This window comes from Streptomyces sp. UW30, from assembly GCF_008042075.1.
Lineage (GTDB): Bacteria > Actinomycetota > Actinomycetes > Streptomycetales > Streptomycetaceae > Streptomyces.
Genome location: NZ_RDBN01000037.1, coordinates 804,828 through 830,710, shown reverse-complemented (window position 1 = coordinate 830,710; position 25,883 = coordinate 804,828). Strand labels below are relative to the sequence as shown.

Sequence of the window (25,883 nt, the reverse complement as noted above, 5' to 3'; positions counted from 1 at the left end):
CTGACGTGCGAAGGTGTGCCATGCCCCTGAGCCACCCCCGCCGCTCGGCGCTGTCCGAGCAGGTCATCGCGGCCCTGCGGAACCAGATCGCCTCGGGCGAATGGCCCGTCGGCTCCCGCATCCCGACCGAGCCCGAGCTGGTCGATCAGCTCGGCGTGGCCCGCAACACGGTCCGTGAGGCGGTCCGCGCGCTCGCGCACAACGGCCTGCTGGACATCCGCCAGGGCTCCGGCACCTATGTGGTGGCTACCAGCGAGCTGGCCGGCGTCATGCACCGCCGCTTCACCGACACCGACCCGCGGCACATCGCCGAGCTGCGCTCCACGCTGGAGTCGGGCGCCGCGAAGCTGGCCGCCGAGCGACGCACGGAGAAGGACCTCAAGCAGCTGGAGGCGCTGCTTGCGCGGCGCGAGGAGGCCTGGGAGTCGGGCGACACGGAGGCGTTCGTGGCGGCCGACGCGACCTTCCATCTGGCGGTGGTCGCGGCCTCCCACAACGACGTGATGACCGCGATGTACGCGGACCTGGGCGAGGTCCTGCTGGACTGGCTGCGCGACGACGTCGGCACGGAGCTGACGCCGGAGTCGTACCTGGATCACGCGCTGTTGGTCGACGCGATCCGCGCGGGTGACGCGTCGGCGGCAGCGGACGAGGCGGCCGGCTATCCGTTCCACTGCCGTCCGGGGCGGGTCAGCCCTCCCTCTGGTGGCTGACCCAGACCGAGCCGACCTCCTTCCAGCACCGTGCGGTCAGCCGCACGGTCTGCGCGGGCTCGGCCTCCACCGCGGAGCCGTCGCTGTCGAGGTCCCACCAGCGGGCGCACTCCACGTGCAGGCTCACGCTGTCGGTCTGCGGATACGGGTTGTGGCAGTAGGCGGTCACATGGGAGCCGGTGACACCGATCCGGCAGTCGGCGCCGAACGGCTCCCGTGGCTCCGCCTGCGCTGTCGCGGTGTGCACACGCGCGTGGGCGTGCGTCATCGCCTCGTACGACAGGGGCAGTACGAGGGCGACGGCGACGGTCGTCGAGGCCAGGCGTCGGGACAAGCGCACAACGGGACCTCCTCGGCCGTACGGGTGAGGGGCTCGCGTAGGGAACGCGTACTTCAGAGTGCGTGGTCGTGGGCCTCACCCGCCTCGCCGGATGGGCCGAACGGGTGACGCCCCGCTCCCCGCGCGGCGGCGGGAAACGGGGCGTCGACTGCGTACGGAGGATCAGGCGCCGATGGCGTGCAGGCCGCCGTCCACGTGGACGATCTCGCCGGTGGTCTTCGGGAACCAGTCGCTCAGCAGGGCGACGACGCCCTTGCCGGCCGGCTCGGGGTCCTTGAGGTCCCACTCCAGCGGAGAGCGCTCGTCCCATACGGCGGCCAGGTCGCTGAAGCCCGGGATGGACTTGGCGGCCATGGAGCCGATGGGGCCGGCGGAGACGAGGTTGCAGCGGATGTTCTGCTTGCCCAGGTCACGCGCCATGTAGCGGCTGGTGGCCTCCAGGGCGGCCTTGGCCGGGCCCATCCAGTCGTACTGCGGCCAGGCGTACTGCGCGTCGAAGGTGAGGCCGACGACCGAGCCGCCGTTCTGCATCAGCGGCAGGCAGGCCATGGTCAGCGACTTCAGGGAGTACGCGGAGACGTGCATGGCCGTGGCGACCGACTCGAACGGCGTGTTGAGGAAGTTGCCGCCGAGCGCGTCCTGCGGCGCGAAGCCGATGGAGTGCACGACGCCGTCGAGGCCGCCGAGCTCCTCGCCGACGATGTCGGCCAGCCGGCCGAGGTGCTCGTCGTTGGTGACGTCGAGCTCGATGACCTTGGTGGGCTTGGGGAGCTTCTTGGCGATGCGCTCGGTCAGCGTGGGCCGCGGGAAGGCGGTCAGGATGATCTCGGCGCCCTGCTCCTGGGCCAGCTTGGCGGTGTGGAAGGCGATGGAGGACTCCATCAGCACACCGGTGATCAGGACGCGCTTGCCCTCGAGAATTCCGCTCATGGTGATCAGTGACCCATTCCCAGTCCGCCGTCAACGGGGATGACGGCTCCAGTGATGTACGAGGCGTCGTCCGAGGCGAGGAACCGCACCGTCGCGGCGATCTCCTCCGGCTGCGCGTAACGACCGAGCGGCACCTGCTTCACGATGCCCTCACGCTGCTCGTCGGTGAGCACCTTGGTCATGTCGGTGTCGACGAAGCCGGGCGCGACGACGTTGAAGGTGATGTTGCGCGAGCCCAGCTCTCGGGCGAGGGAGCGCGCGAAGCCGACCAGGGCGGCCTTGGAGGCGGCGTAGTTGGCCTGGCCGGGGCCGCCGAACAGCCCGACGACCGACGAGATGAGCACCACGCGGCCCTTCTTGGCGCGCAGCATGCCGCGGTTGGCGCGCTTGACCACGCGGAAGGTGCCGGTGAGGTTGGTGTCGATGACCGAGGTGAAGTCCTCCTCGGACATGCGCATCAGGAGCTGGTCCTTGGTGATGCCGGCGTTGGCGATCAGCACCTCGACCGGACCGTGCTCGGCCTCGATCTCCTTGTAGGCCTGCTCCACCTGCTCGGTGTCGGTGATGTCGCACTTGACGGCCAGGAAGCCGGCCGGCGGCTCTCCAGAGCGGTATGTGATCGCGACCTTGTCGCCGGAGTCGGCGAAAGCGCGGGCGATGGCGAGGCCGATGCCCCGGTTGCCTCCGGTGACGAGAACCGAGCGGCTCAACGGATCACCCTTTCGATAGGTGTCTGACGCACCCGCCCGAACAGCTGGATGACAGGCGGCTTCACCGAAAACCTATCGGTCGCGTCCCGACCGGGGACATTCGGGCACCCACAGTGGCGTACGGCGGTGACTGTCGGGTCTCTACAGAAAGATGCCGACTCCAGCCGGAAACGTGTGGTCCAGCGGCCCGCCCACGCGAAATGATCGGGCCGACAGGCCACGACAGCAGGGAGACCTCCGTGCCTCATACGATCGATGAAGCCTTCACGGCGCTTCCGCTACGCGCCCTGGCGGACGCCGCGCTGGCACGCGCGCGTGCGCTCGGCGCCGAGCACGCGGACTTCCGTTTGGAGCGGGTGCGCAGCGCGTCCTGGCGCCTGCGGGACGCCAGGCTCGCGGGGTCGTCGGACACGACCGACCTCGGTTACGCGGTGCGGGTGGTGCACGGCGGGACCTGGGGCTTCGCGTCGGGGGTGGATCTGACGCTGGACGCCGCCGCCAAGGTCGCCTCGCAGGCGGTGGCGATGGCGAAGCTGTCCGCGCAGGTGATCAAGGCGGCGGGGTCGCAGGAGCGGGTGGAGCTCGCCCACGAGCCCGTACACACCGACAGGACGTGGATCTCGTCGTACGAGATCGACCCGTTCACCGTGCCCGACGAGCAGAAGTCGGGGCTGCTGGCGGACTGGAGCGCGCGGCTGCTGGCGGCGGACGGGGTCAACCATGTGGACGCCTCGCTGCTCACCGTCCACGAGAACAAGTTCTACGCCGACACCGCCGGGACCGTGACCACCCAGCAGCGGGTGCGGCTGCACCCACAGCTCACCGCCGTGTCGGTCGACGAGTCGAGCGGCGAGTTCGACTCCATGCGCACCATCGCCCCACCGGTCGGCCGCGGCTGGGAGTACCTCACGGGGACCGGCTGGGACTGGGAGAGCGAGCTGGAGCAGATCCCCGGGCTGCTCGCCGAGAAGATGCGGGCGCCGAGCGTGGAGGCGGGACCGTACGACCTCGTCGTCGACCCCTCCAACCTGTGGCTGACCATCCACGAGTCCATCGGCCACGCCACCGAACTGGACCGCGCCCTCGGCTACGAGGCCGCCTACGCCGGCACCTCCTTCGCCACCTTCGACCAGCTCGGCAAGCTCCGGTACGGCTCGGACCTGATGAACGTCACCGGTGACCGCACCGCCGAGCACGGCCTCGCGACGATCGGGTACGACGACGAGGGCGTCGAGGGCCAGTCCTGGGACCTGGTGAAGGACGGCACGCTGGTCGGCTACCAGCTGGACCGGCGGATCGCGAAGCTGACCGGCTTCGAGCGGTCCAACGGGTGCGCGTTCGCCGACTCCCCCGGCCATGTGCCGGTGCAGCGGATGGCCAACGTCTCGCTCCAGCCGGATCCGGCCGGGATGTCGACCGAGGATCTGATCGGCAGCGTGGACCGCGGGATCTACGTCGTCGGCGACCGGTCCTGGTCGATCGACATGCAGCGCTACAACTTCCAGTTCACCGGGCAGCGGTTCTTCAAGATCGAGAACGGGCGGATCACCGGCCAGCTCCGGGACGTGGCCTACCAGGCGACGACCACCGACTTCTGGGGCTCGATGGCGGCGGTGGGCGGTCCGCAGACGTACGTCCTCGGCGGCGCCTTCAACTGCGGCAAGGCCCAGCCGGGGCAGGTCGCGGCGGTCTCGCACGGCTGCCCGTCGGCCCTCTTCAAGGGCGTCAACATTCTGAACACCACGCAGGAGGCCGGTCGATGAGCGCCAGCATCACGATCTGCTGGGGGTCCGGGGGTTATCCCCCGGGAAAGCACATTCTGAACACCACGCAGGAGGCCGGTCGATGAGCGCCAGCATCACGATCTGCTGGGGGTCCGGGGGTTACCCCCCGGGAAAGCACAGTCTCAACACCACGCAGGAGGCCGGTCGATGAGCGCCCGTACCAACAAGCCGCACGAGATCGTCGAGCGGGCCCTTCAGCTGTCGCGGGCCGACGGGTGTGTCGTCATCGCCGACGAGCAGTCCACCGCCAATCTGCGCTGGGCGGGCAACGCGCTGACCACGAACGGCGTCACCCGCGGGCGGACGCTCACGGTCGTCGCGACCGTCGACGGCAAGGAGGGCACGGCCTCCGGTGTCGTGTCCCGGTCGGCCGTGACCGTGGACGAGCTGGAGCCGCTGGTCCGGGCCGCCGAGGCCGCCGCGCGCGCCGCCGGGCCCGCCGAGGACGCGCAGCCGCTGGTGGCGGACGTACCGGCATCCCAGGACTTCACGGACGCCCCGGCCGAGACGTCGTCCACGGTGTTCGCCGACTTCGCCCCGGCGCTCGGCGAGGCGTTCGCACGCGCGCGTGCCGGCGAGCGGGAGCTGTACGGCTTCGCCAACCACGAGATGGTGTCGACGTATGTGGGCACGTCCACCGGGCTGCGACTGCGGCACGACCAGCCCAACGGGACGCTGGAGCTGAACGCCAAGTCGCCGGACCGCACCCGCTCGGCGTGGGCGGGCCGCTCGACGCGGGACTTCAAGGACGTGGACCCGACCGCGCTGGACGCCGAGCTGGCCGTACGCCTCGGCTGGGCCGAGCGGCGCCTGGAGCTGCCAGCCGGCCGGTACGAGACGCTGCTGCCGCCGACCGCCGTGGCCGACCTGCTGATCTACCAGTTCTGGTCGGCGTCGGGGCGGGACGCGGCCGAGGGCCGGACCGTGTTCGCCAAGCCGGGCGGCGCGACGCGTCTCGGCGAGAAGCTGAGCGAACTGCCGCTGACGCTGCGCAGCGATCCGAACGAGCCGGGCCTGGAGTCCGCGCCCTTCGTGATCGCGCACTCCTCCGGGGGCGATCAGTCGGTGTTCGACAACGGGCTGCCGCTCGCGGCCACCGAGTGGGTGCGCGAGGGCGAGCTGAGGCACCTGACGACCAGCCGGCACAGCGCGGGGCTGACCGGCCTGCCGCTCGCTCCGGCCATCGACAACCTGATCCTGGACGGCGGCGAGGACCGCTCGATCGAGGAGATGGTCGCGAACACCGAGCGCGGGCTGCTGCTGACCTGCCTGTGGTACATCCGCGAGGTCGATCCGGCGACGCTGCTGCTCACCGGCCTGACCCGGGACGGGGTGTACCTCGTCGAGAACGGCGAGGTGAGCGGCGAGGTCAACAACTTCCGGTTCAACGAGTCGCCGGTGGATCTGCTGGGGCGGGCGAGCGAGGCCGGGCGCACGGAGAAGACGCTGCCCAGGGAGTGGGGCGACTACTTCACCAGGGCCGCGATGCCGGCGCTGCGCGTCCCCGATTTCAACATGAGCTCTGTCAGTCAGGGCGTATAACCTCGTAGTCGGCTGTCACCCGGCTGCCCGAGATCATCAAGGAGACACGAGAACCGTGACGGACATCGTCGACGAGCTGAAGTGGCGTGGCGTGATCGCCCTGTCCACTGACGAGGACGCATTGCGCAAGGCGCTCGCGGACGGTCCCGTCACGTTCTATTGCGGTTTCGACCCGACCGCGGCCAGCCTGCACGTCGGCCACCTCGTCCAGGTCCTCACGATGCGCCGCCTCCAGCAGGCGGGCCTGCGCCCGCTGGCGCTGGTCGGCGGCGCGACGGGCCAGATCGGCGACCCGCGCCCGACGGCCGAGCGCACGCTGAACGACCCGGAGACGGTCGCGAACTGGGTGACCCGGCTGCGCGGGCAGATCGAGCCGTTCCTGTCCTTCGAGGGCGACAACGCCGCGGTGATGGTCAACAACCTGGACTGGACGGCCGGGCTGTCCGCCATCGAGTTCCTGCGGGACATCGGCAAGCACTTCCGCGTCAACAAGATGCTCACCAAGGACTCGGTCGCGCGTCGGCTCCAGTCCGAAGAGGGCATCAGCTACACGGAGTTCAGCTACCAGCTGCTCCAGGGCATGGACTTCCTGGAGCTGTACCGGCGGCACGGCTGCACGCTCCAGCAGGGCGGCAGCGACCAGTGGGGCAACCTCACGGCGGGCCTGGACCTGATCCACAGGCTGGAGCCGCACGCGGGCGTGCACGCGCTGGCGACGCCGCTGATGACGAAGGCGGACGGCACCAAGTTCGGCAAGACCGAGGGCGGTGCCATCTGGCTCGACCCGGAGATGACGACGCCGTACGCGTTCTACCAGTTCTGGCTGAACGCGGACGACCGGGACATCTCGAACTACATGCGCATCCTGTCCTTCAAGTCCCGTGCGGAGCTGGAGGAGCTGGAGAAGCAGACCGAGGAGCGTCCGCAGGCGCGGGCCGCGCAGCGTGCGCTGGCCGAGGAGCTGACGACGCTGGTGCACGGCGCCGACCAGACGGCCGCCGTGATCGCCGCGTCCCGCGCGCTCTTCGGGCAGGGCGAGCTGACGGACCTGGACGACCGGACGCTGGCGGCGGCGCTGTCCGAGGTGCCGCATGTCCAGGTCGCCGAGCTCGGCTCGGTGGTCGATCTGTTCGCCGAGGTCGGGCTGGTGGCCAGCAAGTCGGCTGCTCGGCGCACCGTGAAGGAGGGCGGGGCCTACGTGAACAACGTGAAGGTCGCCGGAGAGGACGCGGTGCCCGCGAAGGAGGACCTGCTGCACGGGCGGTGGCTGGTGCTGCGGCGCGGGAAGAAGAACCTCGCGGCGGTGGAGTTCACCGGCGCGTAGCGCTCCGCGGGGCGCGCCGGTTCGGGGTGCGTCGTAGGGGTGCGGTGATCTGCGGGGTGCGGCTTCGTCGTGGCTGGTCGCGCAGTTCCCCGCGCCCCTGAGGTGCGTCCGCTGGAGGGCGTTGTTTGATTCACGCCTGTTGCTGTTTCTTCTTGCCGATCGTCGCCATGTACAGCATGTCGCCCAGGTACACGATGATCACCGCGGCGACGATCTGGAAGATGTGCCGGCTCCAGTCGATCCCCCGGGTCGCCTCGACGCCGAACGCACGGGCGATGGAGTTGCCCACGATCCCACCGAGCATGCCGAAGATGGTGATCAGCCAGAGGGGGCTGTGCTGTTTGCCCGGGATGATCAGCTTCGCGAGCAGACCCAGCACGAATCCCACGATGATCGCCCACAACCAGCCCATGGCTGCCTCCTCGTACGGCTCGGGGTGAGCAGTACGCCCAGTCTTGGTCCGGCCCTGGTACGCCGCATGCCGGGGACGGCCGTACGCGTTACGGCTCACGGCGTTCCCCCAGGTGGCAGGGGCCCCGGTCTCGTAGGCGACGGAGTCGAGGCGTACCGTGGGAGATGTCCCGGCCCGGATCCCCGACCGGGGGCGGAAGGGTACGGGCAGGGGGAGAGTCCGATGCGGGCGGATGGTGGAATGTGATGCGGAAGCTGCACGCGGGCGGCAACACCGAGGTGTTCCGGATCACCGGGGCCCGTGCGGGTCTCCATGATGACGTGCGCGCCCGGCAGCGCCGGTACATCATCTCCATGTCGGTCCGGACGGTGTCGGTGATCCTCGCGGCCACGCTGTGGAACGTCGAACGGCACGTCGCGATCGTGGCGTTGGTGCTCGGGGCGATCCTGCCGTACATCGCGGTGGTGATCGCCAACGCGGGGCGGGAGAATGCGCCGTCCTTGCCGTCGACGTTCGTGACCGCACATGTGCGGCCGATGATCACGCCGCCGCGGACGAATGACGGTTTCGCGGAATCAGTCCCGGAAGATGTCGCGGGCGACTCCGCGCCGGGCGCACAAAGGAAACCGAACGACGGGGCGTGATCCCGCGGACCCTTTCCCTCCGGAAGCCGACTCCAAGCCAAGCTCAGGAAAAGCTCAGATCAATAGTGTTGTTCCGGTGCCGGGCGGCGGGTTACCCGTGACATACTTCGTAGGCGCTCCGCATCCCCCGTCGGAGCGACGGACCGACGCCGGGCAGCTCCCCCCGTGGCTGCTCGGCGTCGCCTTTTTGTGCGCGACTTGTGAGACGAATCTGTGAGTGACACGCCTGTTTGTTCTGCCAAGGGTTGTCGTGCCGACGCCGTGTGGGTGCTGGCGTGGAACAACCCGAAGATTCACACACCGGAGCGGCGTAAGACGTGGCTCGCCTGCGAGGAGCATCGCGAGCATCTGTCGCAGTTTCTCGGGGTGCGGGGGTTCTTGAAGGACGTTGTCCTGCTGGCGGAGTGGGAAGAGGCCCCTTCAGCCACCGATGGCTGACATCGGCCTGTCCGGCTGTACGAAACTCGGGTCGTCCAAGCCCGCTCCCGCCTTCTTGCCCCACATCGCCAGACGCCAGATACGGGCGATCTCCTCGTCGGGGGCGTCGGAGCGCAACGCCGCTCGCAGGTCCGTCTCCTCCCTGGCGAACAGGCATGTGCGTACCTGACCGTCGGCCGTCAGGCGGGTGCGGTCGCAGGCCGAGCAGAAGGGGCGTGTGACGGAGGCGATGACGCCGACGACATGCGGTCCGCCGTCGACCAGCCAGCGCTCCGCCGGGGCCGAGCCGCGCTTCTGAGCGCCCTCGGGGGTCAGCTCGAAGCGGGTGCGCAGGGAGGTCAGGATGTCCCCGGCGGTGATCATGCCGTCGCGCTTCCAGCCGTGCTGGGCGTCCAGGGGCATCTGCTCGATGAAGCGCAGTTCGTAGTCGTGCTCCACGGCCCAGGCCAGCAGGTCCGGGGCCTCGTCCCCGTTGAGACCCGGCATCAGGACCGAGTTGACCTTGACCGGGGTCAGGCCGGCGGCGCGGGCGGCGTCCAGGCCCTCGATGACGTCCTTGTGGCGGTCGCGGCGGGTGAGGGTCTTGAAGACATCGGGGCGCAGGGTGTCCAGGGAGACATTGACCCGGTCCAGGCCCGCGGTCTTCAGGGCGGCGGCCGTGCGCCTGAGGCCGATGCCGTTCGTCGTCAGGGACATCTGGGGGCGCGGGGCGAGGGCGGCGACCCTCTCGACTATGCCGACCAGGCCGGGCCGCAGCAGGGGCTCGCCGCCGGTGAAGCGGACCTCCTCGATACCGAGGGAGGTGACGGCGATGTCGATCAGGCGGACGATCTCGTCGTCCGTGAGCAGGTCGGGCTTGGCCAACCACTGGAGGCCCTCTTCGGGCATGCAGTACGTGCACCGCAGATTGCAGCGGTCGGTCAGTGAGACTCTCAGGTCGGTGGCCACTCGGCCGTAGGTGTCGATGAGCACGTGGGCCCCCTCCCTCGTCGCGAACCAGAGTCCTCTTCCGTTACCCGCGAGCCTACGTGACGGCACTGACAGCGACACCGTCCCGATCCGACGACGTACGACGCGGCCGCGTCGTAGGGATCTACGACGCGGCCGCTCGGGGCGTGCCCCGTGGGCGTACTAGTGGGCGCCGGTGCCGGTCAGGGACCGGACCTCCAGCTCCGCGTACTTGCCGGCGTCGGGCTCCTCCTTGGACAGGACCGTGCCGAGCCAGCCCATGAAGAAGCCGAACGGAATCGAGATGATGCCCGGGTTCTTCAGCGGGAACCAGGCGAAGTCGACGTCCGGGAACATCGCCTTCGGGTCACCGGAGACGACCGGCGAGAACAGCACCAGGCCGACGGCGACGATCAGACCGCCGTAGATCGACCACAGCGCGCCCTGGGTGGTGAACCGCTTCCAGAACAGGCTGTACAGGATCGTCGGCAGGTTGGCGGAGGCCGCGACCGCGAAAGCCAGGGCGACCAGGCCGGCGACGTTCAGGTCGCGGGCGAGGGCGCCGAGGAGGATGGAGACGGCGCCGATGCCGATGGTGGCGAGGCGGGCCGCCCGGACCTCCTCCTTCTCGGTGGCCTCTCCCTTCCTGATGACGTTCGCGTAGATGTCGTGGGCGAACGACGAGGACGAGGCCAGGGTCAGACCGGCGACGACCGCGAGGATCGTGGCGAAGGCGACGGCCGAGATGGTGGCGAGCAGGATCGCGCCCCATGCCGAGTCGACGCCGCCGAGATGCAGGGCGAGCAGCGGTGCCGCCGTGTTGCCCGACGGGTTGGAGGCGATGATCTCGTCCTGGGAGATCAGCGCGGCGGCGCCGAAGCCGAGGGCGATGGTCATCAGGTAGAAACCGCCGATGATGCCGATCGCCCAGTTCACGGACTTACGGGCGGCCTTGGCGTTGGGCACCGTGTAGAAGCGGATCAGGATGTGCGGCAGACCGGCGGTGCCCAGGACCAGGGCGATGCCGAGGGAGATGAAGTCCAGCTTGGAGGTGCCGGTGGCGCCGTACTGCAGGCCGGGCTCCAGGAAGGCGGCGCCCTTGCCGCTGTTCTCGGCGGCCTTGCCGAGCAGGTCGGAGATGTTGAAGTTGAACTTCAGCAGCACCAGGAACGTAATCAGGATCGTGCCACCGATGAGCAGCACGGCCTTGACCATCTGGACCCAGGTGGTGCCCTTCATGCCGCCGATGGAGACGTACACGATCATCAGGACGCCGACGAGGGCGACGATGAGGATCTTGCCGGCGTCGGTGGTGATGCCGAGCAGCAGCGAGACCAGGACACCCGCACCGGCCATCTGGGCCAGCAGGTAGAAGATCGACACGACGATCGTGGAGGTGCCGGCGGCCGTGCGCACGGGGCGCTGGCGCATGCGGTACGCGAGGACGTCACCCATCGTGTAGCGGCCGGAGTTCCGCAGCGGCTCGGCCACCAGAAGCAGGGCGACCAGCCAGGCGACCAGGAAGCCGATGGAGTACAGGAAGCCGTCGTAGCCGAAGAGGGCGATGGCGCCCGCGATGCCGAGGAAGGACGCGGCGGACATGTAGTCGCCGGAGACGGCGAGGCCGTTCTGGAAGGCGCTGAAAGAGCGGCCGCCCGCGTAGAAGTCGGCGGCGTCCTTGGTCTGGCGGCCCGCCCAGACGGTGATGAAGAGGGTCGCGACCACGAAGCACGCGAACAGGGTGATGATCAGCGGCCGGTGCTCGCTGGCCTCGTTGGCGGCAAGCTGCACATGGGTCATCGCGGGGCTCATGCGCCGCCCTCCATACGGGTCTTGATGGCCTCGGCCTTGGGGTCGAGCTTCGCGCCGGCGTGGCGCGAGTACCACCAGGCGATGAGGAACGTGGTGACGAACTGGGCGATACCGAAGACGAACGCGACGTTGATGTTGCCGAACAGCTTGGTGCCCATGAAGTCGCCCGCGTAGTTGGAGAGCAGGACGTACAGCAGGTACCAGGCGATGAAGGCGACGGTCAGCGGAAAGGCGAAGGAGCGGTAGGAGCGGCGCAGTTCAACGAACTCCGCGCTCTCGTGCACCTCGACGAACTCCTCGGTGGTGGGGAGTTTGTGTTGCTCTTTCGAGGGGGGCGGTGCGTCGGTTGCCACGGAGTCTCCTCGCGTTGCGGGCGCTGTTGCGACGGTGGACGGGGACGGTTGGGCGGTCGGGGACGGTTCAGGTGCGGACATGGCGGCTCTGTTCCTCGCAGTGACGCGGATCACTTGAACCGGCTGGCGATGTTAGGGCCCCGGCGCGTGATCCAACAGGGGGCTCGATCGTGCTCGCGCCTCCTGTCCAAGGTCACGGCGCCACGCGAGAACCGGTTCAACTCCCCGGGCCTCTTTCCGAAGTCGCCTGGGCCGGATTGCTGGCCAGGAGGTTCAGGGATAGCTTCACCCCAGCACCACTCGTCATGTACCTGCCCGAGCGGCCATACCGCGGCTCGGGCGGTTCCTGTTCCGGATGATGTGGAGATCCCATGGCTCATCTGCGGTCCAGACGCCGACTCGGCCTCGCTGTCCCGCTCGTTCTGTCGCTGACCGCCTCGCTCGGCTTCCTGCCGACGGCGGCTTCGGCGGCACCACCCACGGAGCCCGTCGCGCAGGCCGTGGACGGGCCCACGCTGGCCTATGTCGTCAACACCAGCCCGGACCGCCGCACGATCGGGTCAGTGCGGAAGGCGATCGAGGCGGCCGGGGGGACCGTCGTGATCGCGTACGACAGGATCGGCGTGATCGTCGTCCATTCGGCGCACCCCGACTTCGCCGAGGTGATGCGCGGGGTGCGCGGGGTCCAGTCGGCGGGTGTGACGCGTACGACGCCCCTGACCGCCGCCGGGACGACGGACGAGGGCCCCGTCCAGCTCCTGACGGAGCAGCAGGCCACGAGGACCGCCCGCGCGTCGGACGCGGCGGGCGACAGCGAACCGCTCGAGGCCGACCAGTGGAACCTGCGCGCCATCGGCGCCGACCAGGCCGCGAAGATCAACCCGGGCAGCCCCAGGGTGACCGTCGCCGTCATCGACAACGGCGTCGACGACACCCACCCCGACCTCGCCCCGAACTTCTCCGCCGCCCAGTCCGCGAACTGTGTCGGCGGCAAGGCGGACACCGGCGCGGGCGCCTGGCGGCCGTACACGAGCACCGACGCCCACGGCACGCACGTCGCGGGCGAGATCGCCGCGCCCCGCAACGGCATCGGCATCGCGGGCGTCGCTCCGGGGGTGAAGGTCTCCGCCATCAAGGTGAGCGACCCCGTCAACGGCCTCTACTACCCCGAAAGCGTCGTCTGCGCCTTCGTGTTCGCCGCCGACCACGGGGTGGAGATCACGAACAACAGCTACTACGTCGACCCGTGGCTCTACAACTGCGTGGACGACCCGGACCAGCGCGCGATCGTCGACGCCGTCAACCGGGCCCAGCTGTACGCCCAGCGCAAGGGCACTCTCAACCTCGCCTCGGCCGGCAACTCCAACCACGACCTGGACTCCGACGCGCTCGTCGACGACAGCAGCCCCGACGACTCGACCCCCGTCGAGCGCACCATCGACCCGCACAAGTGCTTCGACGTGCCGACCCAGCTGCCGGGCATCGTCACGGTCAGCGCGACGGGCGTGAAGAACCTCAAGTCGTACTACTCCTCGTACGGCTACGGCGTGGTCGACATCGCGGCTCCCGGCGGCGACCGGCTCTACCAGATCCCCGACACCCCGTCGAAGAACGGCCGCATCCTGGCCACCCTCCCGAACGGCCAGTACGGCTACCTCCAGGGCACGTCGATGGCCTCCCCGCACGCCGCGGGCGTGGCCGCGCTGCTGAAGTCCCGCTATCCGTACGCGACTCCGGACCAGTTGAAGGCGCTGCTGAAGGCGCAGGCGGACAACCCGGGCTGCCCGGAGTCGTACGACCAGAACGGCGACGGCACGCCGGACGCGGTGTGCGTGGGCGGCAAGCGGGTCAACGGCTTCTACGGGTTCGGGATCGTCAACGCCCTGGACGCCGTTGACTGAGGCAAGTAGTGCATAGTGCAGCCATGACTGCACTCGGTACTGCCTGGTCCGCGGTGGGCGGCGACCCCGTCCTGCTCCCGCGGGTGTCGACCGTGGTGCGGGAGGGCGCGCTTTCTGCGCGTCTTCCCGTACGGGAGTTGGCGCGCGCCTGTGTGGGCGCGTGCGCGCTGGCCGCCGCCGAGCTCGGGGCGCGGCGGGCAGGGCTCGCCGAGGTGCCAGAGGTGCGGCTGGACGACGGGGCGATCGCCACGGCGTTCGTGAGTGAGCGGCATCTGCTGGTCGACGGGCGCGCTCCGGTCTGGTTCGCGCCGCTGTCCAAGTTCTGGCGGACGGCGGACGGATGGGTGCGCACGCATGCGAACTATCCGCATCACCGGGCCGGGCTGCTGGCCGGGCTGGGGGTGAGGCGGGAGGATCCCGACGCCGTCGGGGCGGCCCTCGCCGAGCGGTCCTCGCACGAGGTGGAGCAGGCCGTGTACGCGGCCGGTGGGCTGGCCGTGGCACTGCGCACGCCGAAGGAGTGGGCAGCGCACGAGCAGGCGGCAGCGGTGGCCCGGCGGCCGCTCGTCGAGCAGGAACGGCTGGACACGGCACGCGCGCGTGCACTCCCGCCGCTCGACGGCACCCCCCTGCTGCCCGCCGCCGGAGTGCGCGTGCTGGATCTGACGCGGGTCATCGCGGGACCGGTCGCCACCCGCACCCTCGCGCTGCTCGGCGCGGACGTGCTGCGGGTGGACGCGCCGCAGCTGCCCGAACTGGCGGACCAGCACGCCGACACGGGTTTCGGGAAGCGCTCGGCGACGCTGGACCTGGTGGCCGACCGGGCCGCCTTCGAGGAACTGCTCGCGACGGCGGACGTCGTCGTCACCGGGTACCGGCCGGGCGCCCTGGACCGGTTCGGACTGTCGCCCCAGTCGCTGGCCGAGCGTCGGCCGGGGCTGGTCGTGGCGCAGTTGTCGGCCTGGGGGGCGTACGGGCCGTGGGGCGGGCGGCGTGGCTTCGACAGCCTTGTGCAGGTCGCCACCGGGATCGCCGCCACCGAGGGTTCGGCCGAGCGCCCCGGCGCCCTGCCCGCGCAGGCCCTCGACCACGGGACGGGGTATCTGCTGGCGGCGGCCGTGCTGCGGGCGCTGACCGAGCAGCGGGAGGAGGGACACGGGCGGTGCGTACGGCTGGCGCTGGCGCGCACGGCGCTGTGGCTGACGGAGGGGATCCGGCCGGGCCCGCGGGGTGACGTGGCGTACGAGGCGCCCGATGGCTGGCTCGGCGAGCGGGACAGCGCGCTCGGGCGGCTGCGATACGCCCTGCCGCCGGTGTCGTTCGAGGGCGGTCCCGGCGACTGGACCCGAGCGCCCGGGGTGTGGGGCGCGGATCCGGCGCGGTGGGGCTGAGCGGCGGTGACGCCGAAGCCGTACCCAAGGGCGGAATGCCGTACCGCTACTTCTATCCGGGCACTTGCCCGTCTCTGTGCTGGTTTGTGAAGATCTTGAGGTGACGTTGACAGGATCCTCCCCGGACGTGGCCGACGGGAGCACGCCGCGGCCGCGCCCGGGCATGGCGCGGGCCGTCGCCGTTCTCGCCCTCGTGGCGCTGGCGGCGCTGATCCCGCTGCTCGGGCCGTCGGCCGCGCTGCACGGCACCGGGGAGGCCGCCGCGCCCGGCACGGGCGGCATCGCGCTGCTGCGGGCGGTGCTGTTCGCGGCGCTGTGCGTGCCGTTGGGGGAACTGTTCGTGAACCGGCTGGCCCGGTCCGTGCCCGGCGCGCCCGCGAAGCGGCCCCGCAGCTGGGCGCCGTACGCGGCCGCCGTCGGCTTCGTCGCCGCCCTGGGGCTGGCCTCCGTCGTCTCCACCGGCAACCTGGTGCCGCACAGCCTCGCCGACCTCGACATCGGCGGCCTGTACGCCTCGCGCGACGGCAAGCTCGCGCTGCTGGAGGTCAACGCCTTCGCCGCGGCCGGCCTGTGCGCCCTCTCGCGCCGGCCGGCCTCCCAACTCTGGCCGCTGGCCGCGGTGGTGGTCGCCGAGGCGCTGCGCGCGCACCCCACCAACGAGTACAGCCCGCTGCTCGGCTCGGGTCTGACGCTGGTGCATCTGGCCTGCGCGTCGCTGTGGGTGGGCGGACTGCTGCACGCCCTGCGGGCCCTGCGCGGGTGGGGCGCCGGGGAGGCGGGCGCGGCGCTGCTGGGTCTCTACGCGCGCGTGGCGGCCGTACTGCTGGCCACCCTCACCGCGACAGGGGTGTGGAGTGCGCTGCGCCGGATGCCGTCGGACACGATCCTGGACCAGCTCACGGGGACCGCGTACGGGCGTGCCCTGCTGGCCAAGGTGCTGGTCGTGGGGGTCGTGGCCGCGCTCGCTCTGTGGGCGCGGATCCGGCTGCGCCGAGCGGCCGACCCGCTGACCGCCTGCTCCCCCGCACGGGCCGAGGTCGTCGTCCTGGCGGTGGTGGTCGCGCTGTCGGGGCTGCTGACGGCGCTGCCGGTGCCGATCCGCTGGTGAGCCGTCAGTTGGCGACCAGGACCTTGAGCGCGGTCCGCTCGTCCATCGCCTTGTAGCCGGCGGGGACCTCCTCCAGACCGACCGTCAGGTCGAAGACCGGCGAGGGGTCGATCGTGCCGTCCAGGACGTCGGGCAGCAGCTCGGGGATGTAGGTGCGCACCGGCGCGACACCGCCGCGCAGCGCGATGTTCCCGTCGAACATGACGCCGAGGTCGAGCCCGGTGCCACTGCCGTGCGGCACTCCGACGAAGCCGATGGCGCCGCCGTCGCGGGTGATGTTGACGGCCGTCCGCATGGACTGTTCGGTGCCGACGGCCTCGACGACGGCGTGCGCGCCCTGCCCGCGCGTGAGTTCGCGTACGGCCTCCACGGCCGCGTCCCCGCGTTCGGCGACGACGTCCGTGGCGCCGAAGCGGAGCGCAATGTCGGTGCGGACCTGGTGGCGGCCGAGCGCGATGATCCGCTCGGCACCGAGCCGCTTGGCGGCGAGCACCGCGCACAGCCCGACGGCACCGTCCCCGACGACCGCGACCGTGGCGCCCGGCCGGGCGCCGGCGCCGAGCGCGGCGTGGTGGCCGGTGCCCAGGACGTCGGACAGGGTCAGCAGGGCGGACAGCAGATGGTCGTCGGAGGCCGCGTCCTTCGGGAGCTGGACGAGGGTCGCGTCGGCGAAGGGGACGCGCACTGCCTCGCCCTGGCCGCCGTCGGAGCCGACGGAGCCCCAGAAGCCGCCGTGCTCGCAGGAGGTGGTGAGGCCCTCACGGCAGTAGTCGCAGACGCCGTCGGACCACATGAAGGGCGCGACGACGAGGTCGCCCCGCTTCACCCCGGCGACCTCGGAGCCGGTCTCCTCGACGAGGCCGAGGAACTCGTGGCCGATGCGCTGACCCGGCTGCCGGGCCGCCTCGCCGCGGTACGCCCACAGGTCGCTGCCGCAGATGCAGGCCCGCAGCACCCGGACCACGGCGTCGGTGGGCCGGTGCACCACGGGGTCGGGCACGTCCTGCACGCGCATGTCGAAGGGGGCGTGAATGGTGGTGGCGCGCATGGCGAGGATCCTTCTCGTCTTTCGTCGTACGTGCGCCCAGGGGGTGGTCGAGCGCGCATCTCACCGTACGTCGAGGTCGTGACCCGGCGCGCTTCGAGGTACCGGTATTGCTCCTGAGCTGCGCAAACCGTCCCGTGGCAGTCGGCACGCGGGCCCGGGACGCTACGCCCCCGCCAGGTCCAGCAGCGACCCGGCCGCGTAGGTGACCCCCATGGCGAGCGCGCCGCCCGCCACGTTGCGCAGGATCGCCCGGGCCCAGGGCGCCGAGCCCAGGCGGGCGCTGCTCCAGCCGGTCAGGGTGAGCGCGGCCAGGACGGAGACGACGGTGACCGTCAGCCGCCAGTGCGCCGGCGGCAGCACCATGGCCAGCAGCGGCAGCAGCGCCCCGGCCGTGAACGCCAGGAAGCTCGCCCATGCCGCGTGCCACGGGTTGGTCAGCCGGTCGGGGTCGATTCCGAGCTCCACGCGCGCGTGCGCCTTGAGCGCGTCACGCTCCGTCAGCTGGACCGCGGCCTCCACCGCCACCTCCCGGGACAGGCCCCGTCGCTCCAGCAGTTGCGCCAGCTCCTCCAGCTCCGCCTCCGGCTGCTCCCGCAACTCCCGCTTCTCCTGGGCGAGCGCGGCCTTCTCCGAGTCGCGCTGCGTGGACACCGAGACGTACTCCCCCGCCGCCATCGACATCGACCCGGCGAGCAGCCCCGCCAGCCCGGCCGTGAGCAGGGCCGAGCGGTCGTCGGTCGCGCCGGCCACGCCGACGACGAGGCCCGCGGTCGACACGATGCCGTCGTTCGCCCCGAGGACGGCCGCCCGCAGCCAGTTCAGCCGCTCCCCCAGCGCGCCGCCGTGAGCCTCGACATGCGTTGGTTCGGTCATATGCGGAGGATCGCACCGCGCGGGGCATCACGGACGTACCGACGCTCCATGCGGGCGGCGGGCTCACCGACGTACGGCAACGCCAAGTGCCCGTCGCGGGGTTGACGTTCTCGCGTTCGCAGGGCTCGAACAGGCAGGCGGGGCAAGGCACCTGACGGTGAGGACTGTCAGTGGCGGCCCGTATCCTCAATGACCATGCTCGAAGACCGTACGACCGCAGCATCCTCCCCCACAGCGTGGCCGGCCGCGTATCCCCAGGGGTACGCGGTCGTTGACGTGGAGACCACCGGCCTGGCCCGGGACGACCGGATAATCTCCGCGGCCGTGTACCGGCTGGACGCGCGCGGCGAGGTCGAGGACCACTGGTACACGCTGGTCAACCCGGAGCGCGACCCGGGCCCGGTCTGGATCCACGGCCTGACGAGCGACGTGCTCGAAGCGGCGCCCCTTTTCCCGGACATCGCCGAGGAGTTCTCGGCCCGGCTCGACGGCCGGGTGCTCGTGGCGCACAACGCGGTCTTCGACTGGCAGATGATCGCGCGGGAGTACGCGCGCGCGGAGCGCGAGGCCCCGGTGCGGCAGCGGCTGTGCACCATCGCGCTGTCGAAGGAGCTGGGGCTGCCGCTGCCCAACCACAAGCTGGAGTCGCTGGCGGCGCACTTCGGTGTCGTCCAGCAGCGGGCGCACCACGCGCTGGACGACGCGCGCGTGCTGGCGGAGGCGTTCCGGCCGAGCCTGCGGGCCGCGGCGGCGGACAGCGTGCGGCTGCCGCTCCAGGAGTGCCGGCCGCTGACCGAGTGGCGGGACACGGCCGCGCCCCGGATCGGGCAGCAGGCAGGTGGCTCCGGCGGCTACGGCTCGTATCGGCCGACGAGTTGGCGCCCGTCCCGCAAAAGACCCATGTGCCCCCATCCCAACCCAGGCCGCTACGAAGACGGCAAGAGGCTCAAGCAGGGCATGCGGGTGGCTTTCTCCGGGGACACGTCGGTCGAGCGCGATCTGTTGGAGGACCGTGCGGTCGAGGCCGGGCTGCATGTGTCGACGAGCCTGTCCCGGCTGACCAGCCTGCTCGTCACGAACGACCCGGACTCGAGCACCTCGAAGGTGGTCAAGGCCCGACAGTTCGGCACACCGGTGGTGGACGAGGCGGCCTTCGGGCAGCTCCTGCGGGACGTGGAACCGGCGTCGGAGCCGTGACCGTACGGACGGGTGATTACGTGGCGACTCGCCCGGAGCCCGCTCGCCCGCGCCCCGGTGACCGCTCACCCTGTGGCGCATGGCGACATGTGAAGTCTGTGGCAACGACTACGGCATGACCTTCGAGGTGCACGCGCAGGGCGTGGTGCACGTCTTCGACTGCTTCTCCTGTGCGATCCACCGCATGGCACCCATCTGCGAGCACTGCCGTGTACAGATCATCGGGCAGGGCGTCGAGGTCGACGGTCACTGGTTCTGCGGCGCCCACTGCGCTCGCGCGGAGGGAAAGGTGGGGATCGTCGACAAGGTGTGACCCGGTACCCGCCTGAAAACGCCCCACGACCGAGTTGTACGGTCGTGGGGTGTACCGCTTCCTGTTGTCCCGGCAGTGGGTGATCCTCACGCTGGTCGCCCTGATCCTCATCCCCACGATGATCCGGCTGGGCTTCTGGCAGATGCACCGCTACGAGGAGCGCAGCGCCCGCAATCAGCTGGTCGCCGACGCCCTGGAGGCGAAGCCGGTACCGGTGGAGAAGCTGACGTCCCCCGGGCACACGGTCACCACCAAGGAGCGGTACCGCACCGTGACCGCGCAGGGCCGGTTCGACACCGACCGGGAGGTCGTGGTCAGGCGGCGCGTCAACGCCGACGAGGAGGTCGGCTTCCACGTGCTGACGCCCCTCGTCCTGACGGACGGCAAGGTGCTGCTGGTCAACCGTGGCTGGATCCCCGCCGACGGTCCGAGCCAGACGGCCTTCCCCAAGGTCCCCGCCGCGCAGAGCGGCACCGTCACGGTCACCGGGCGGCTGATGCCGGACGAGACGACCGAGGCGAGCGGCATCAAGAACCTCAAGGGCCTGCCCGACCGGCAGGTCATGCTGATCAACAGCGAGCGGGAGGCCGGGCGCCTCGACGCCGACGTACTCGGCGGCTACGTCGTCCAGACGGCACCCGAGCCCAAGGGCGACACACCGGAACTGATCGGCAAGCCCGGCAACGAGAACGCTCCGCTGAATTATGCGTACGCCCTTCAGTGGTGGCTGTTCGCGGCCGGCGTTCCCATCGGGTGGGTGGTCCTGGCCCGCCGGGAGGCGCGGGAGCGGGCGGCGGCAGCGGCAGCGGCACCGGAGGAGACGGAGTCGGCGCCGGCCTCCGTCTAGCAGGGCGTCGCCGTCGTCGGGCCGGTCTGCGGGCCGTCGCGCGGACACCGCGGCGGGTTTCCGGTTTTGGGCCGCTGCGGGTGGTCGGTGGCTGGTCGCGCGGTTCCCCGCGCCCCTTCAGGGCGTGCAGCGGACGTACCTGAAAGGGCCACGCCCGCAGCCGCCCCATGGCCTCAGCAGCAGCGGCCCTGCCTGTTGTCCTCCCGGTGCAGCAGGCTCAGTACGTCCATCAGCTCACGTACGTACCAGCGCACCCATCGCGCCGCCCTCATGAGCGAACCCCCACCAGCGGCTCGCCCTGCGGCTCGGGTACGTCGATGCGGGACTCGACGTACGGTGCCTCGGTCGTCGGCAGTGGCCCCGCCGCTCGGACCGCACGGACGCACACCACCGCGCAGTTGACCAGGACCGTGAGGACCAGCAGGAGGAAGATCGCCATGAGCACGCCGTCGACGGTGTTGTTGAGCACGATGGTGTGCATGTCGTCCATGTCCGTGGCGCCCGGCAGCAGCTGACCGTCCTCGATGGCCTGCGCGTACTTGTCGCGCAGGGCGAAGAAGCCGATCGCCGGGTTGTCGGAGAAGATCTTCTGCCAGCCCGCGGTGAAGGTGACGGCCACGTCCCAGGCCAGCGGGATGCCGGTCACCCAGGCCCAGCGGAGCTTGCCCGACTTGATCAGCACGGTGGTGGTGACGGCCAGGGCGACGGCGGCCAGCAGCTGGTTGGCGATGCCGAACAGCGGGAACAGCTGCTTGATGCCGCCGAGCGGGTCGGTGACACCGGCGTAGAGGAAGTAGCCCCACGCGCCGACGACCAGGGCGCTGGTGATCCAGATGCCGGGCTTCCAGGTGACGCGGCCGATCGGTTTCCAGACGTTGCCGAGCATGTCCTGGAGCATGAAGCGGCCGACGCGCGTGCCGGCGTCCACCGTGGTCAGGATGAACAGCGCCTCGAACATGATCGCGAAGTGGTACCAGAAGGCCTTCATCCCGGCACCGCCGATCACCCCGGCGAAAATCTCCGACATGCCCACGGCGAGGGTGGGCGCCCCGCCGGAGCGGCCGACCAGCGTCTCCTCCTCGACCGCCTTGGCCGCCGCGGTGAGTTGATCCGCAGTGATGGTGAAGCCGAGGTTCTTCACGGCTTCGGCGGCGCTGTCCACGGTCGGGCCGAGCAGCGCCGCCGGGGAGTTCATGGCGTAGAACAGGCCAGGTTCGAGCACACAGGCGGCGATCAGGGCCATGACCGCGACGAAGGACTCCGTGAGCATGGAGCCGTAGCCGATCAGCCGGACCTGGGACTCCTTCTGGATCAGCTTCGGTGTCGTGCCGGAGGAGACCAGGGCGTGGAAGCCGGACAGGGCGCCGCAGGCGATGGTGATGAAGAGGAAGGGGAAGAGGGAACCGGCGAACACCGGGCCCGCGCCGGTCGAGGCGAACTCCGTCACCGACTCGGTCTTGAGGTTCGGGGCGGCGATCACCACGCCGACGGCCATCAGGGCGATGGTGCCGACCTTCATGAAGGTCGACAGGTAGTCGCGGGGTGCAAGGAGCATCCAGACCGGCAGCACGGACGCTACGAAGCCGTAGCCGACCAGGCAGAAGACCAGGGTCTCGGGGCTCCAGACGAAGTACCCGGCGAGTGAGGAGTCCTGGATCCAGCCGCCGCCGAGGATGGCGAGCAGCAGCAGCGCGACGCCGATGAAGCTGGTCTCCACGACCCGGCCGGGCCGCAGACAGCGCAGGTAGAAGCCCATGAACAGGGCGATCGGGATGGTCATGGAGACCGAGAAGGTGCCCCACGCGGACTCGGCGAGGGCGTTGACGACGACCATCGCGAGCACGGCCAGCAGGATGATCATGATGGCGAAGACGCCGATCAGCGCGGCGGCGCCGCCCACCTTGCCGATCTCGTCCCGGGCCATCTGGCCGAGGCTCTTGCCGTCCCGGCGCATGGACAGGAACAGCACGATCATGTCCTGGACGGCGCCGGCGAAGATCACGCCCGCGATGATCCAGACGGTGCCCGGCAGATAGCCCATCTGCGCGGCCAGGACCGGGCCGACCAGCGGGCCGGCGCCGGCGATCGCGGCGAAGTGGTGGCCGAAGAGAACCCGCTTGTCGGTGGGGTGGTAGTCGACCCCGTCCTCCAGGCGTTCGGCCGGGGTGGCGCGGGTGTCGTCGACCTGGAGGACCCGCCGGGCGATGAAGCGCGAGTAGAAGCGGAAGGCGATCGCATACGAGCCGAGGGCGGCCACGACCAGCCAGACGGCGGAGATCTCCTCACCCCGGGACAGGGCGAGCACGGCCCAGCCGAGGGCGCCGAGGACGGCCACGGCACTCCAGATCGCCACCGACTTGGGCGACATTCGTGATTTCTCCGGCGCTCCGCGTCCGGATTCGGGCATGGCTGAGTTGGGCATGGCGGCTCCTGACCTGAAGCAAAGTGGGTGCGCGAAAGGGACGTACGGCTCAGCGCTCTCGATGTCGGTCCGTCAGCGCGTACGCGGCGAGCAGGCAGAGGCCGCACCCCGGCACCCAGGCGAGCTGGTACCAGTAGAAGAACGGCGTCCCCGCCAGCCGCGGCTCGGCGCCGGCGTACCAGGGGACCCACAGCAGCCCCGCCGCGGGCGCGAGAAGCAGTACTGCGATCGCGACGCGCCGTAGCCGGTGATGACCGGTCCGTGCCATGACCTGCGCTCCTCTCCCGCTCGCTGTCGGTCTGTGCAAGAGTTGCCCACTCCCCGGAACTGGTTGACAGCGAAATTCCGGGAAATTTCCCGCCGGTTTCCTGTCCTCCGTTCCGGCTGTTCGCGCAACTCTCGCGCGAGGGCACAGGCACACCAAGGACGGTGACCCATGGCCGACGGCGCCATGACCGCGACGTTCCTCGCCGTGATCGGCGGGGCGTCGCTGCTCGCCGTCACCGCGCGGCGCCTGCGGCCCAGCGACCGGCTGCCGTCCCTGGAGGGCTGGGCGCTGGCCGATCGCAGCCTCGGACCGCTGTGGACCTGGCTCCTGCTCGGCGGCACGATCTTCACCGCCTACACCTTCGCCGCCATACCGGGCCTGGCGTACGGCAACGGCGCGCCCGCCTTCTTCGCCGTGCCGTACACGGTGATCGTCTGCCCGCTGGCCTTCGTGCTGCTGACCCGGCTGTGGAGCGTGGCCCGTCGGCACGGCTATGTCACGGCGGCGGACTTCGTGCGCGGCCGCTACGGTTCGGCGCCGCTGGCCCTGGTGGTCGCGCTGACCGGGATCCTCGCGACGATGCCGTATCTGGCGCTGCAACTGCTCGGGATAAGGGCGGTGCTGGCGGCCGGGGGCGTGTATCCGCGGGGTGCGGCCGGTGATCTGGTGATGGTGGCGCTGTTCGCGGGGCTGGCCGTGGCCACCTACCGGCACGGGCTGCGCGCGCCCACCGTGATCTCCGCGCTCAAGGCCGTGGCGGTCTTCGTCTCGCTGACCGCGGTGACCTGGCTGGTCCTCGACCGGCTCGGCGGCCCGGGTGCCGTCTTCGACGGTGCCGCCGAGCGCCTGGGCGGCCCGGCCCTGCTCCTCACGCCCGAGCAGCAGCCCGCCTACGCCACCCTCGCCCTCGGCTCGGCGCTCGCCCTGCTGATGTACCCGCACGTGCTCACCGCCGGTTTCGCCGCCGACGGCCCGCGCACGCTGCGCAAGGTCTCCGTGGCGCTGCCCGCCTGGACCGGGCTGCTCGCCCTCTTCGGCTTCCTCGGCATCGCGGCCCTCGCGACGGGCGTGCGCGCCCCTGAGGGCGGAGCCGAGGCGGCCGTACCGATGCTGGTCGACCGGCTGATGCCGGCGCCGCTGGCCGGGCTGGTGTTCGGCGCGATCACCGTGGGGGCGATGGTCCCGGCGGCGGTGATGTCGATCGCGGCCGCCACGAGCTTCGTACGCAACGTGTATGTCGAGTACATCCAGCCGACGGCCACGCCCAAGCGGCAGGTGCGTATCGCCAAGGCGGTGTCGCTCACCGCGAAGGTGGGCGCGGTGGCGTTCGTGTTCGGGCTGCGCGACCAGGACGCCATCAACCTCCAGCTCCTCGGCGGGGTCTGGATCCTGCAGATCTTCCCGGCCGTGGCGATCGGGCTGTTCACCGCGCGGCTGCATCCGCGGGCGCTGTTCGCGGGATGGGCCGTGGGGATGGTGGCGGGCACCTGCATGGTCGTCCGGGAGGGGTTCTCGTCGGTCGTGCCGCTGGGCTCCGGGCCGCAGATCTACGCCGGGCTCGCCGCCCTGCTGCTCAATCTGACCGTCGCCGTGGCCACGACCGCGGTGCTGAGCCGCCTGGGCGTGCCGCGCGGCGCCGATCTGACCGACCTGCCGTCACGCCTGAGCGTCAGGCGGCGCCCCGAGACGGGAGCGAACAAGCCGTGAGACAGCTCAGACGCGAAGCCAGTGCGGTACCGGCCGTACCCCTCACCCCCACGGTGAGCGACCCGGCCGACGTGGAGCGCGAGGCCGGCCTTGCCCGCCTGTTCGAGCTGCACTACTCCTCGATGCTGCGCCTCGCGGTGCTGCTCGGCGCCGACGATCCGGAGAACGTGGTCGCGGAGGCCTACTACCAGATCTACCGGAAGTGGCGCCGCCTGCGGGACGCCGAGGCGGCGGAGGCGTATCTGCGCTCCACCGTGTGCAATCTGACGCGGATGCGGATACGGCATCTCCAAGTGGCGCGCAAGCACGTCGAGAAGCCGGCCGACGAGCTCGTCGCCTCCGCCGAGAGTGCCGCGCTGCTGCGCGACGACCAGCGCGTCCTGATCGACGCGCTCCAGCAGCTGCCCGCCCGGCAGCGCGAGGCGCTGGTGCTGCGGCACTGGCTCGGACTGAAGGAGAGCGAGATAGCCGCGGCCATGGGGATCTCCTGCGGATCCGTCAAGACCCATACGGCACGCGGCCTCGCCGCCCTGACCCAGGCGATGGAGGCCCGGCGATGACGCATCGAGATGCGACTCCGTCGCGTGGCACCACGGAGGACCGCACCGAGCAGGAGCTGCGCCAGGCGCTCTCCGCGCTCGCCGACGGGGTACAGGCCGCACCCGACGCCTATCGCACGGCGCGCGGCGCATGGCTGCGCCGCGAACGCCGGCGCCGGCTGGTCCTCGCCGTCCTCGTCGCGGTCGTGTTCGCCCTGGCCACACTGATCGGACTGTGGGTCCTCAACCACACCCCCGCGGAGCCCGGCGTCATCTTCTCCGGCACCGGTTCACCCGCGGCCACGTCACTCCCCCGGCC

The 25,883-nt window shown here is 70.7% G+C and carries 26 protein-coding genes; 15 read left to right on the top strand and 11 right to left on the bottom strand.

The window, feature by feature from the left end; genetic code table 11:
• Positions 1-20 precede the first annotated feature (20 nt).
• Positions 21-713, top strand: coding sequence for a FadR/GntR family transcriptional regulator (locus EAO75_RS22410; RefSeq protein WP_147996839.1), 693 nt, complete (start codon positions 21-23; stop codon positions 711-713).
• On the opposite strand, the gene EAO75_RS22405 is transcribed toward EAO75_RS22410, so the two are convergent.
• The 3 genes from EAO75_RS22405 to fabG form a co-directional block, all read right to left on the bottom strand.
• Complete coding sequence (locus EAO75_RS22405) at positions 691-1,053, bottom strand: hypothetical protein (protein ID WP_147996838.1); 363 nt, start codon at positions 1,051-1,053, stop codon at positions 691-693. The two genes, EAO75_RS22410 and EAO75_RS22405, sit on opposite strands and share 23 nt — an antisense overlap.
• Before the next feature lie 162 nt (positions 1,054-1,215).
• The gene (gene fabI, locus EAO75_RS22400; RefSeq protein WP_147996837.1) at positions 1,216-1,983 is read right to left on the bottom strand and encodes an enoyl-ACP reductase FabI; all 768 of its coding nucleotides are present in this window, start codon (positions 1,981-1,983) and stop codon (positions 1,216-1,218) included.
• A gap of 5 nt (positions 1,984-1,988) precedes the next feature.
• On the bottom strand, positions 1,989-2,693 hold the full coding sequence (gene fabG / locus EAO75_RS22395; protein ID WP_147996836.1) for a 3-oxoacyl-[acyl-carrier-protein] reductase: 705 nt from the start codon (positions 2,691-2,693) through the stop codon (positions 1,989-1,991).
• Positions 2,694-2,932: 239 nt separating this feature from the next.
• On the opposite strand from fabG, the gene EAO75_RS22390 reads away from it, so the two are divergent.
• The 3 genes from EAO75_RS22390 (at position 2,933) to tyrS (ending at position 7,343) form a co-directional block, all read left to right on the top strand.
• Positions 2,933-4,456: a TldD/PmbA family protein gene (locus EAO75_RS22390; RefSeq protein ID WP_147996835.1), complete on the top strand. Its 1,524-nt coding sequence runs from the start codon at positions 2,933-2,935 to the stop codon at positions 4,454-4,456.
• A gap of 168 nt (positions 4,457-4,624) precedes the next feature.
• On the top strand, positions 4,625-6,019 hold the full coding sequence (locus EAO75_RS22385; RefSeq protein ID WP_147996834.1) for a metallopeptidase TldD-related protein: 1,395 nt from the start codon (positions 4,625-4,627) through the stop codon (positions 6,017-6,019).
• Positions 6,020-6,074: 55 nt separating this feature from the next.
• Complete coding sequence (gene tyrS, locus EAO75_RS22380; protein ID WP_147996833.1) at positions 6,075-7,343, top strand: tyrosine--tRNA ligase; 1,269 nt, start codon at positions 6,075-6,077, stop codon at positions 7,341-7,343.
• 130 nt (positions 7,344-7,473) lie between these two features.
• Here the strand turns inward: tyrS and EAO75_RS22375 are convergent, their stop codons facing one another.
• Entirely contained in the window at positions 7,474-7,755 is a 282-nt protein-coding gene (locus EAO75_RS22375) for a GlsB/YeaQ/YmgE family stress response membrane protein (RefSeq protein ID WP_147998022.1), read from the bottom strand.
• Between the two features lie 245 nt (positions 7,756-8,000).
• Here EAO75_RS22375 and EAO75_RS22370 point away from each other — a divergent pair, with 245 nt between their 5' ends.
• Both EAO75_RS22370 and EAO75_RS47540 read left to right on the top strand, forming a co-directional pair.
• A complete protein-coding gene (locus EAO75_RS22370; protein WP_187284544.1) occupies positions 8,001-8,399 on the top strand; it encodes a DUF3099 domain-containing protein in 399 nt (132 codons plus the stop codon).
• Between the two features lie 213 nt (positions 8,400-8,612).
• Positions 8,613-8,837: a hypothetical protein gene (locus EAO75_RS47540; protein ID WP_147996831.1), complete on the top strand. Its 225-nt coding sequence runs from the start codon at positions 8,613-8,615 to the stop codon at positions 8,835-8,837.
• Here EAO75_RS47540 and moaA read toward each other — a convergent pair.
• From moaA to EAO75_RS22350, 3 genes are all read right to left on the bottom strand, one after another.
• On the bottom strand, positions 8,820-9,809 hold the full coding sequence (moaA, locus tag EAO75_RS22360; RefSeq protein WP_222723978.1) for a GTP 3',8-cyclase MoaA: 990 nt from the start codon (positions 9,807-9,809) through the stop codon (positions 8,820-8,822). The genes EAO75_RS47540 and moaA overlap by 18 nt on opposite strands.
• Positions 9,810-9,968: 159 nt before the next feature.
• Complete coding sequence (locus EAO75_RS22355) at positions 9,969-11,597, bottom strand: cation acetate symporter (protein WP_147996829.1); 1,629 nt, start codon at positions 11,595-11,597, stop codon at positions 9,969-9,971.
• On the bottom strand, positions 11,594-11,950 hold the full coding sequence (locus tag EAO75_RS22350; protein ID WP_147996828.1) for a DUF485 domain-containing protein: 357 nt from the start codon (positions 11,948-11,950) through the stop codon (positions 11,594-11,596). The genes EAO75_RS22355 and EAO75_RS22350 overlap by 4 nt, the downstream gene beginning before the upstream one ends.
• A 371-nt stretch (positions 11,951-12,321) precedes the next feature.
• Here EAO75_RS22350 and EAO75_RS22345 point away from each other — a divergent pair, with 371 nt between their 5' ends.
• From EAO75_RS22345 to EAO75_RS22335, 3 genes are all read left to right on the top strand, one after another.
• Positions 12,322-13,851 (top strand): S8 family serine peptidase, encoded by a 1,530-nt coding sequence (locus EAO75_RS22345; RefSeq protein WP_147996827.1) that lies wholly within the window; start codon positions 12,322-12,324, stop codon positions 13,849-13,851.
• Positions 13,852-13,874: 23 nt separating this feature from the next.
• The gene (locus tag EAO75_RS22340; protein ID WP_147996826.1) at positions 13,875-15,242 is read left to right on the top strand and encodes a CoA transferase; all 1,368 of its coding nucleotides are present in this window, start codon (positions 13,875-13,877) and stop codon (positions 15,240-15,242) included.
• A 163-nt stretch (positions 15,243-15,405) separates the two neighbouring features.
• Complete coding sequence (locus EAO75_RS22335; protein ID WP_147998021.1) at positions 15,406-16,350, top strand: CopD family protein; 945 nt, start codon at positions 15,406-15,408, stop codon at positions 16,348-16,350.
• A 4-nt stretch (positions 16,351-16,354) separates the two neighbouring features.
• On the opposite strand, the gene EAO75_RS22330 is transcribed toward EAO75_RS22335, so the two are convergent.
• Both EAO75_RS22330 and EAO75_RS22325 read right to left on the bottom strand, forming a co-directional pair.
• A complete protein-coding gene (locus tag EAO75_RS22330; RefSeq protein WP_147996825.1) occupies positions 16,355-17,398 on the bottom strand; it encodes a zinc-dependent alcohol dehydrogenase family protein in 1,044 nt (347 codons plus the stop codon).
• A 162-nt stretch (positions 17,399-17,560) separates the two neighbouring features.
• On the bottom strand, positions 17,561-18,271 hold the full coding sequence (locus EAO75_RS22325) for a VIT family protein (protein WP_147996824.1): 711 nt from the start codon (positions 18,269-18,271) through the stop codon (positions 17,561-17,563).
• A gap of 195 nt (positions 18,272-18,466) precedes the next feature.
• Between EAO75_RS22325 and EAO75_RS22320 the strand changes: the two genes are divergently transcribed.
• From EAO75_RS22320 to EAO75_RS22310, 3 genes are all read left to right on the top strand, one after another.
• Positions 18,467-19,468 carry a DEDDh family exonuclease gene (locus EAO75_RS22320; RefSeq protein ID WP_147996823.1) on the top strand — a complete coding sequence of 334 codons (1,002 nt, stop codon included), beginning with the start codon at positions 18,467-18,469 and terminating at the stop codon, positions 19,466-19,468.
• 79 nt (positions 19,469-19,547) lie between these two features.
• Entirely contained in the window at positions 19,548-19,781 is a 234-nt protein-coding gene (locus tag EAO75_RS22315) for a hypothetical protein (protein WP_147996822.1), read from the top strand.
• Positions 19,782-19,830: 49 nt separating this feature from the next.
• On the top strand, positions 19,831-20,628 hold the full coding sequence (locus EAO75_RS22310; protein WP_147996821.1) for an SURF1 family protein: 798 nt from the start codon (positions 19,831-19,833) through the stop codon (positions 20,626-20,628).
• A gap of 268 nt (positions 20,629-20,896) precedes the next feature.
• Here the strand turns inward: EAO75_RS22310 and EAO75_RS22305 are convergent, their stop codons facing one another.
• Complete coding sequence (locus EAO75_RS22305; RefSeq protein ID WP_147996820.1) at positions 20,897-23,050, bottom strand: carbon starvation CstA family protein; 2,154 nt, start codon at positions 23,048-23,050, stop codon at positions 20,897-20,899.
• Between the two features lie 49 nt (positions 23,051-23,099).
• Complete coding sequence (locus EAO75_RS22300) at positions 23,100-23,318, bottom strand: DUF3311 domain-containing protein (protein WP_147996819.1); 219 nt, start codon at positions 23,316-23,318, stop codon at positions 23,100-23,102.
• A 168-nt stretch (positions 23,319-23,486) separates the two neighbouring features.
• Between EAO75_RS22300 and EAO75_RS22295 the strand changes: the two genes are divergently transcribed.
• From EAO75_RS22295 to EAO75_RS46015, 3 genes are all read left to right on the top strand, one after another.
• Positions 23,487-25,025 (top strand): sodium:solute symporter, encoded by a 1,539-nt coding sequence (locus tag EAO75_RS22295; protein ID WP_147996818.1) that lies wholly within the window; start codon positions 23,487-23,489, stop codon positions 25,023-25,025.
• Positions 25,022-25,585, top strand: a complete 564-nt coding sequence (locus EAO75_RS22290) for a sigma-70 family RNA polymerase sigma factor (RefSeq protein ID WP_187284543.1) — start codon at positions 25,022-25,024, stop codon at positions 25,583-25,585. The genes EAO75_RS22295 and EAO75_RS22290 overlap by 4 nt, the downstream gene beginning before the upstream one ends.
• The coding region (locus tag EAO75_RS46015; RefSeq protein ID WP_187284542.1) for a hypothetical protein at positions 25,582-25,883 on the top strand (302 nt) is incomplete at its 3' end. The genes EAO75_RS22290 and EAO75_RS46015, both read left to right, overlap by 4 nt.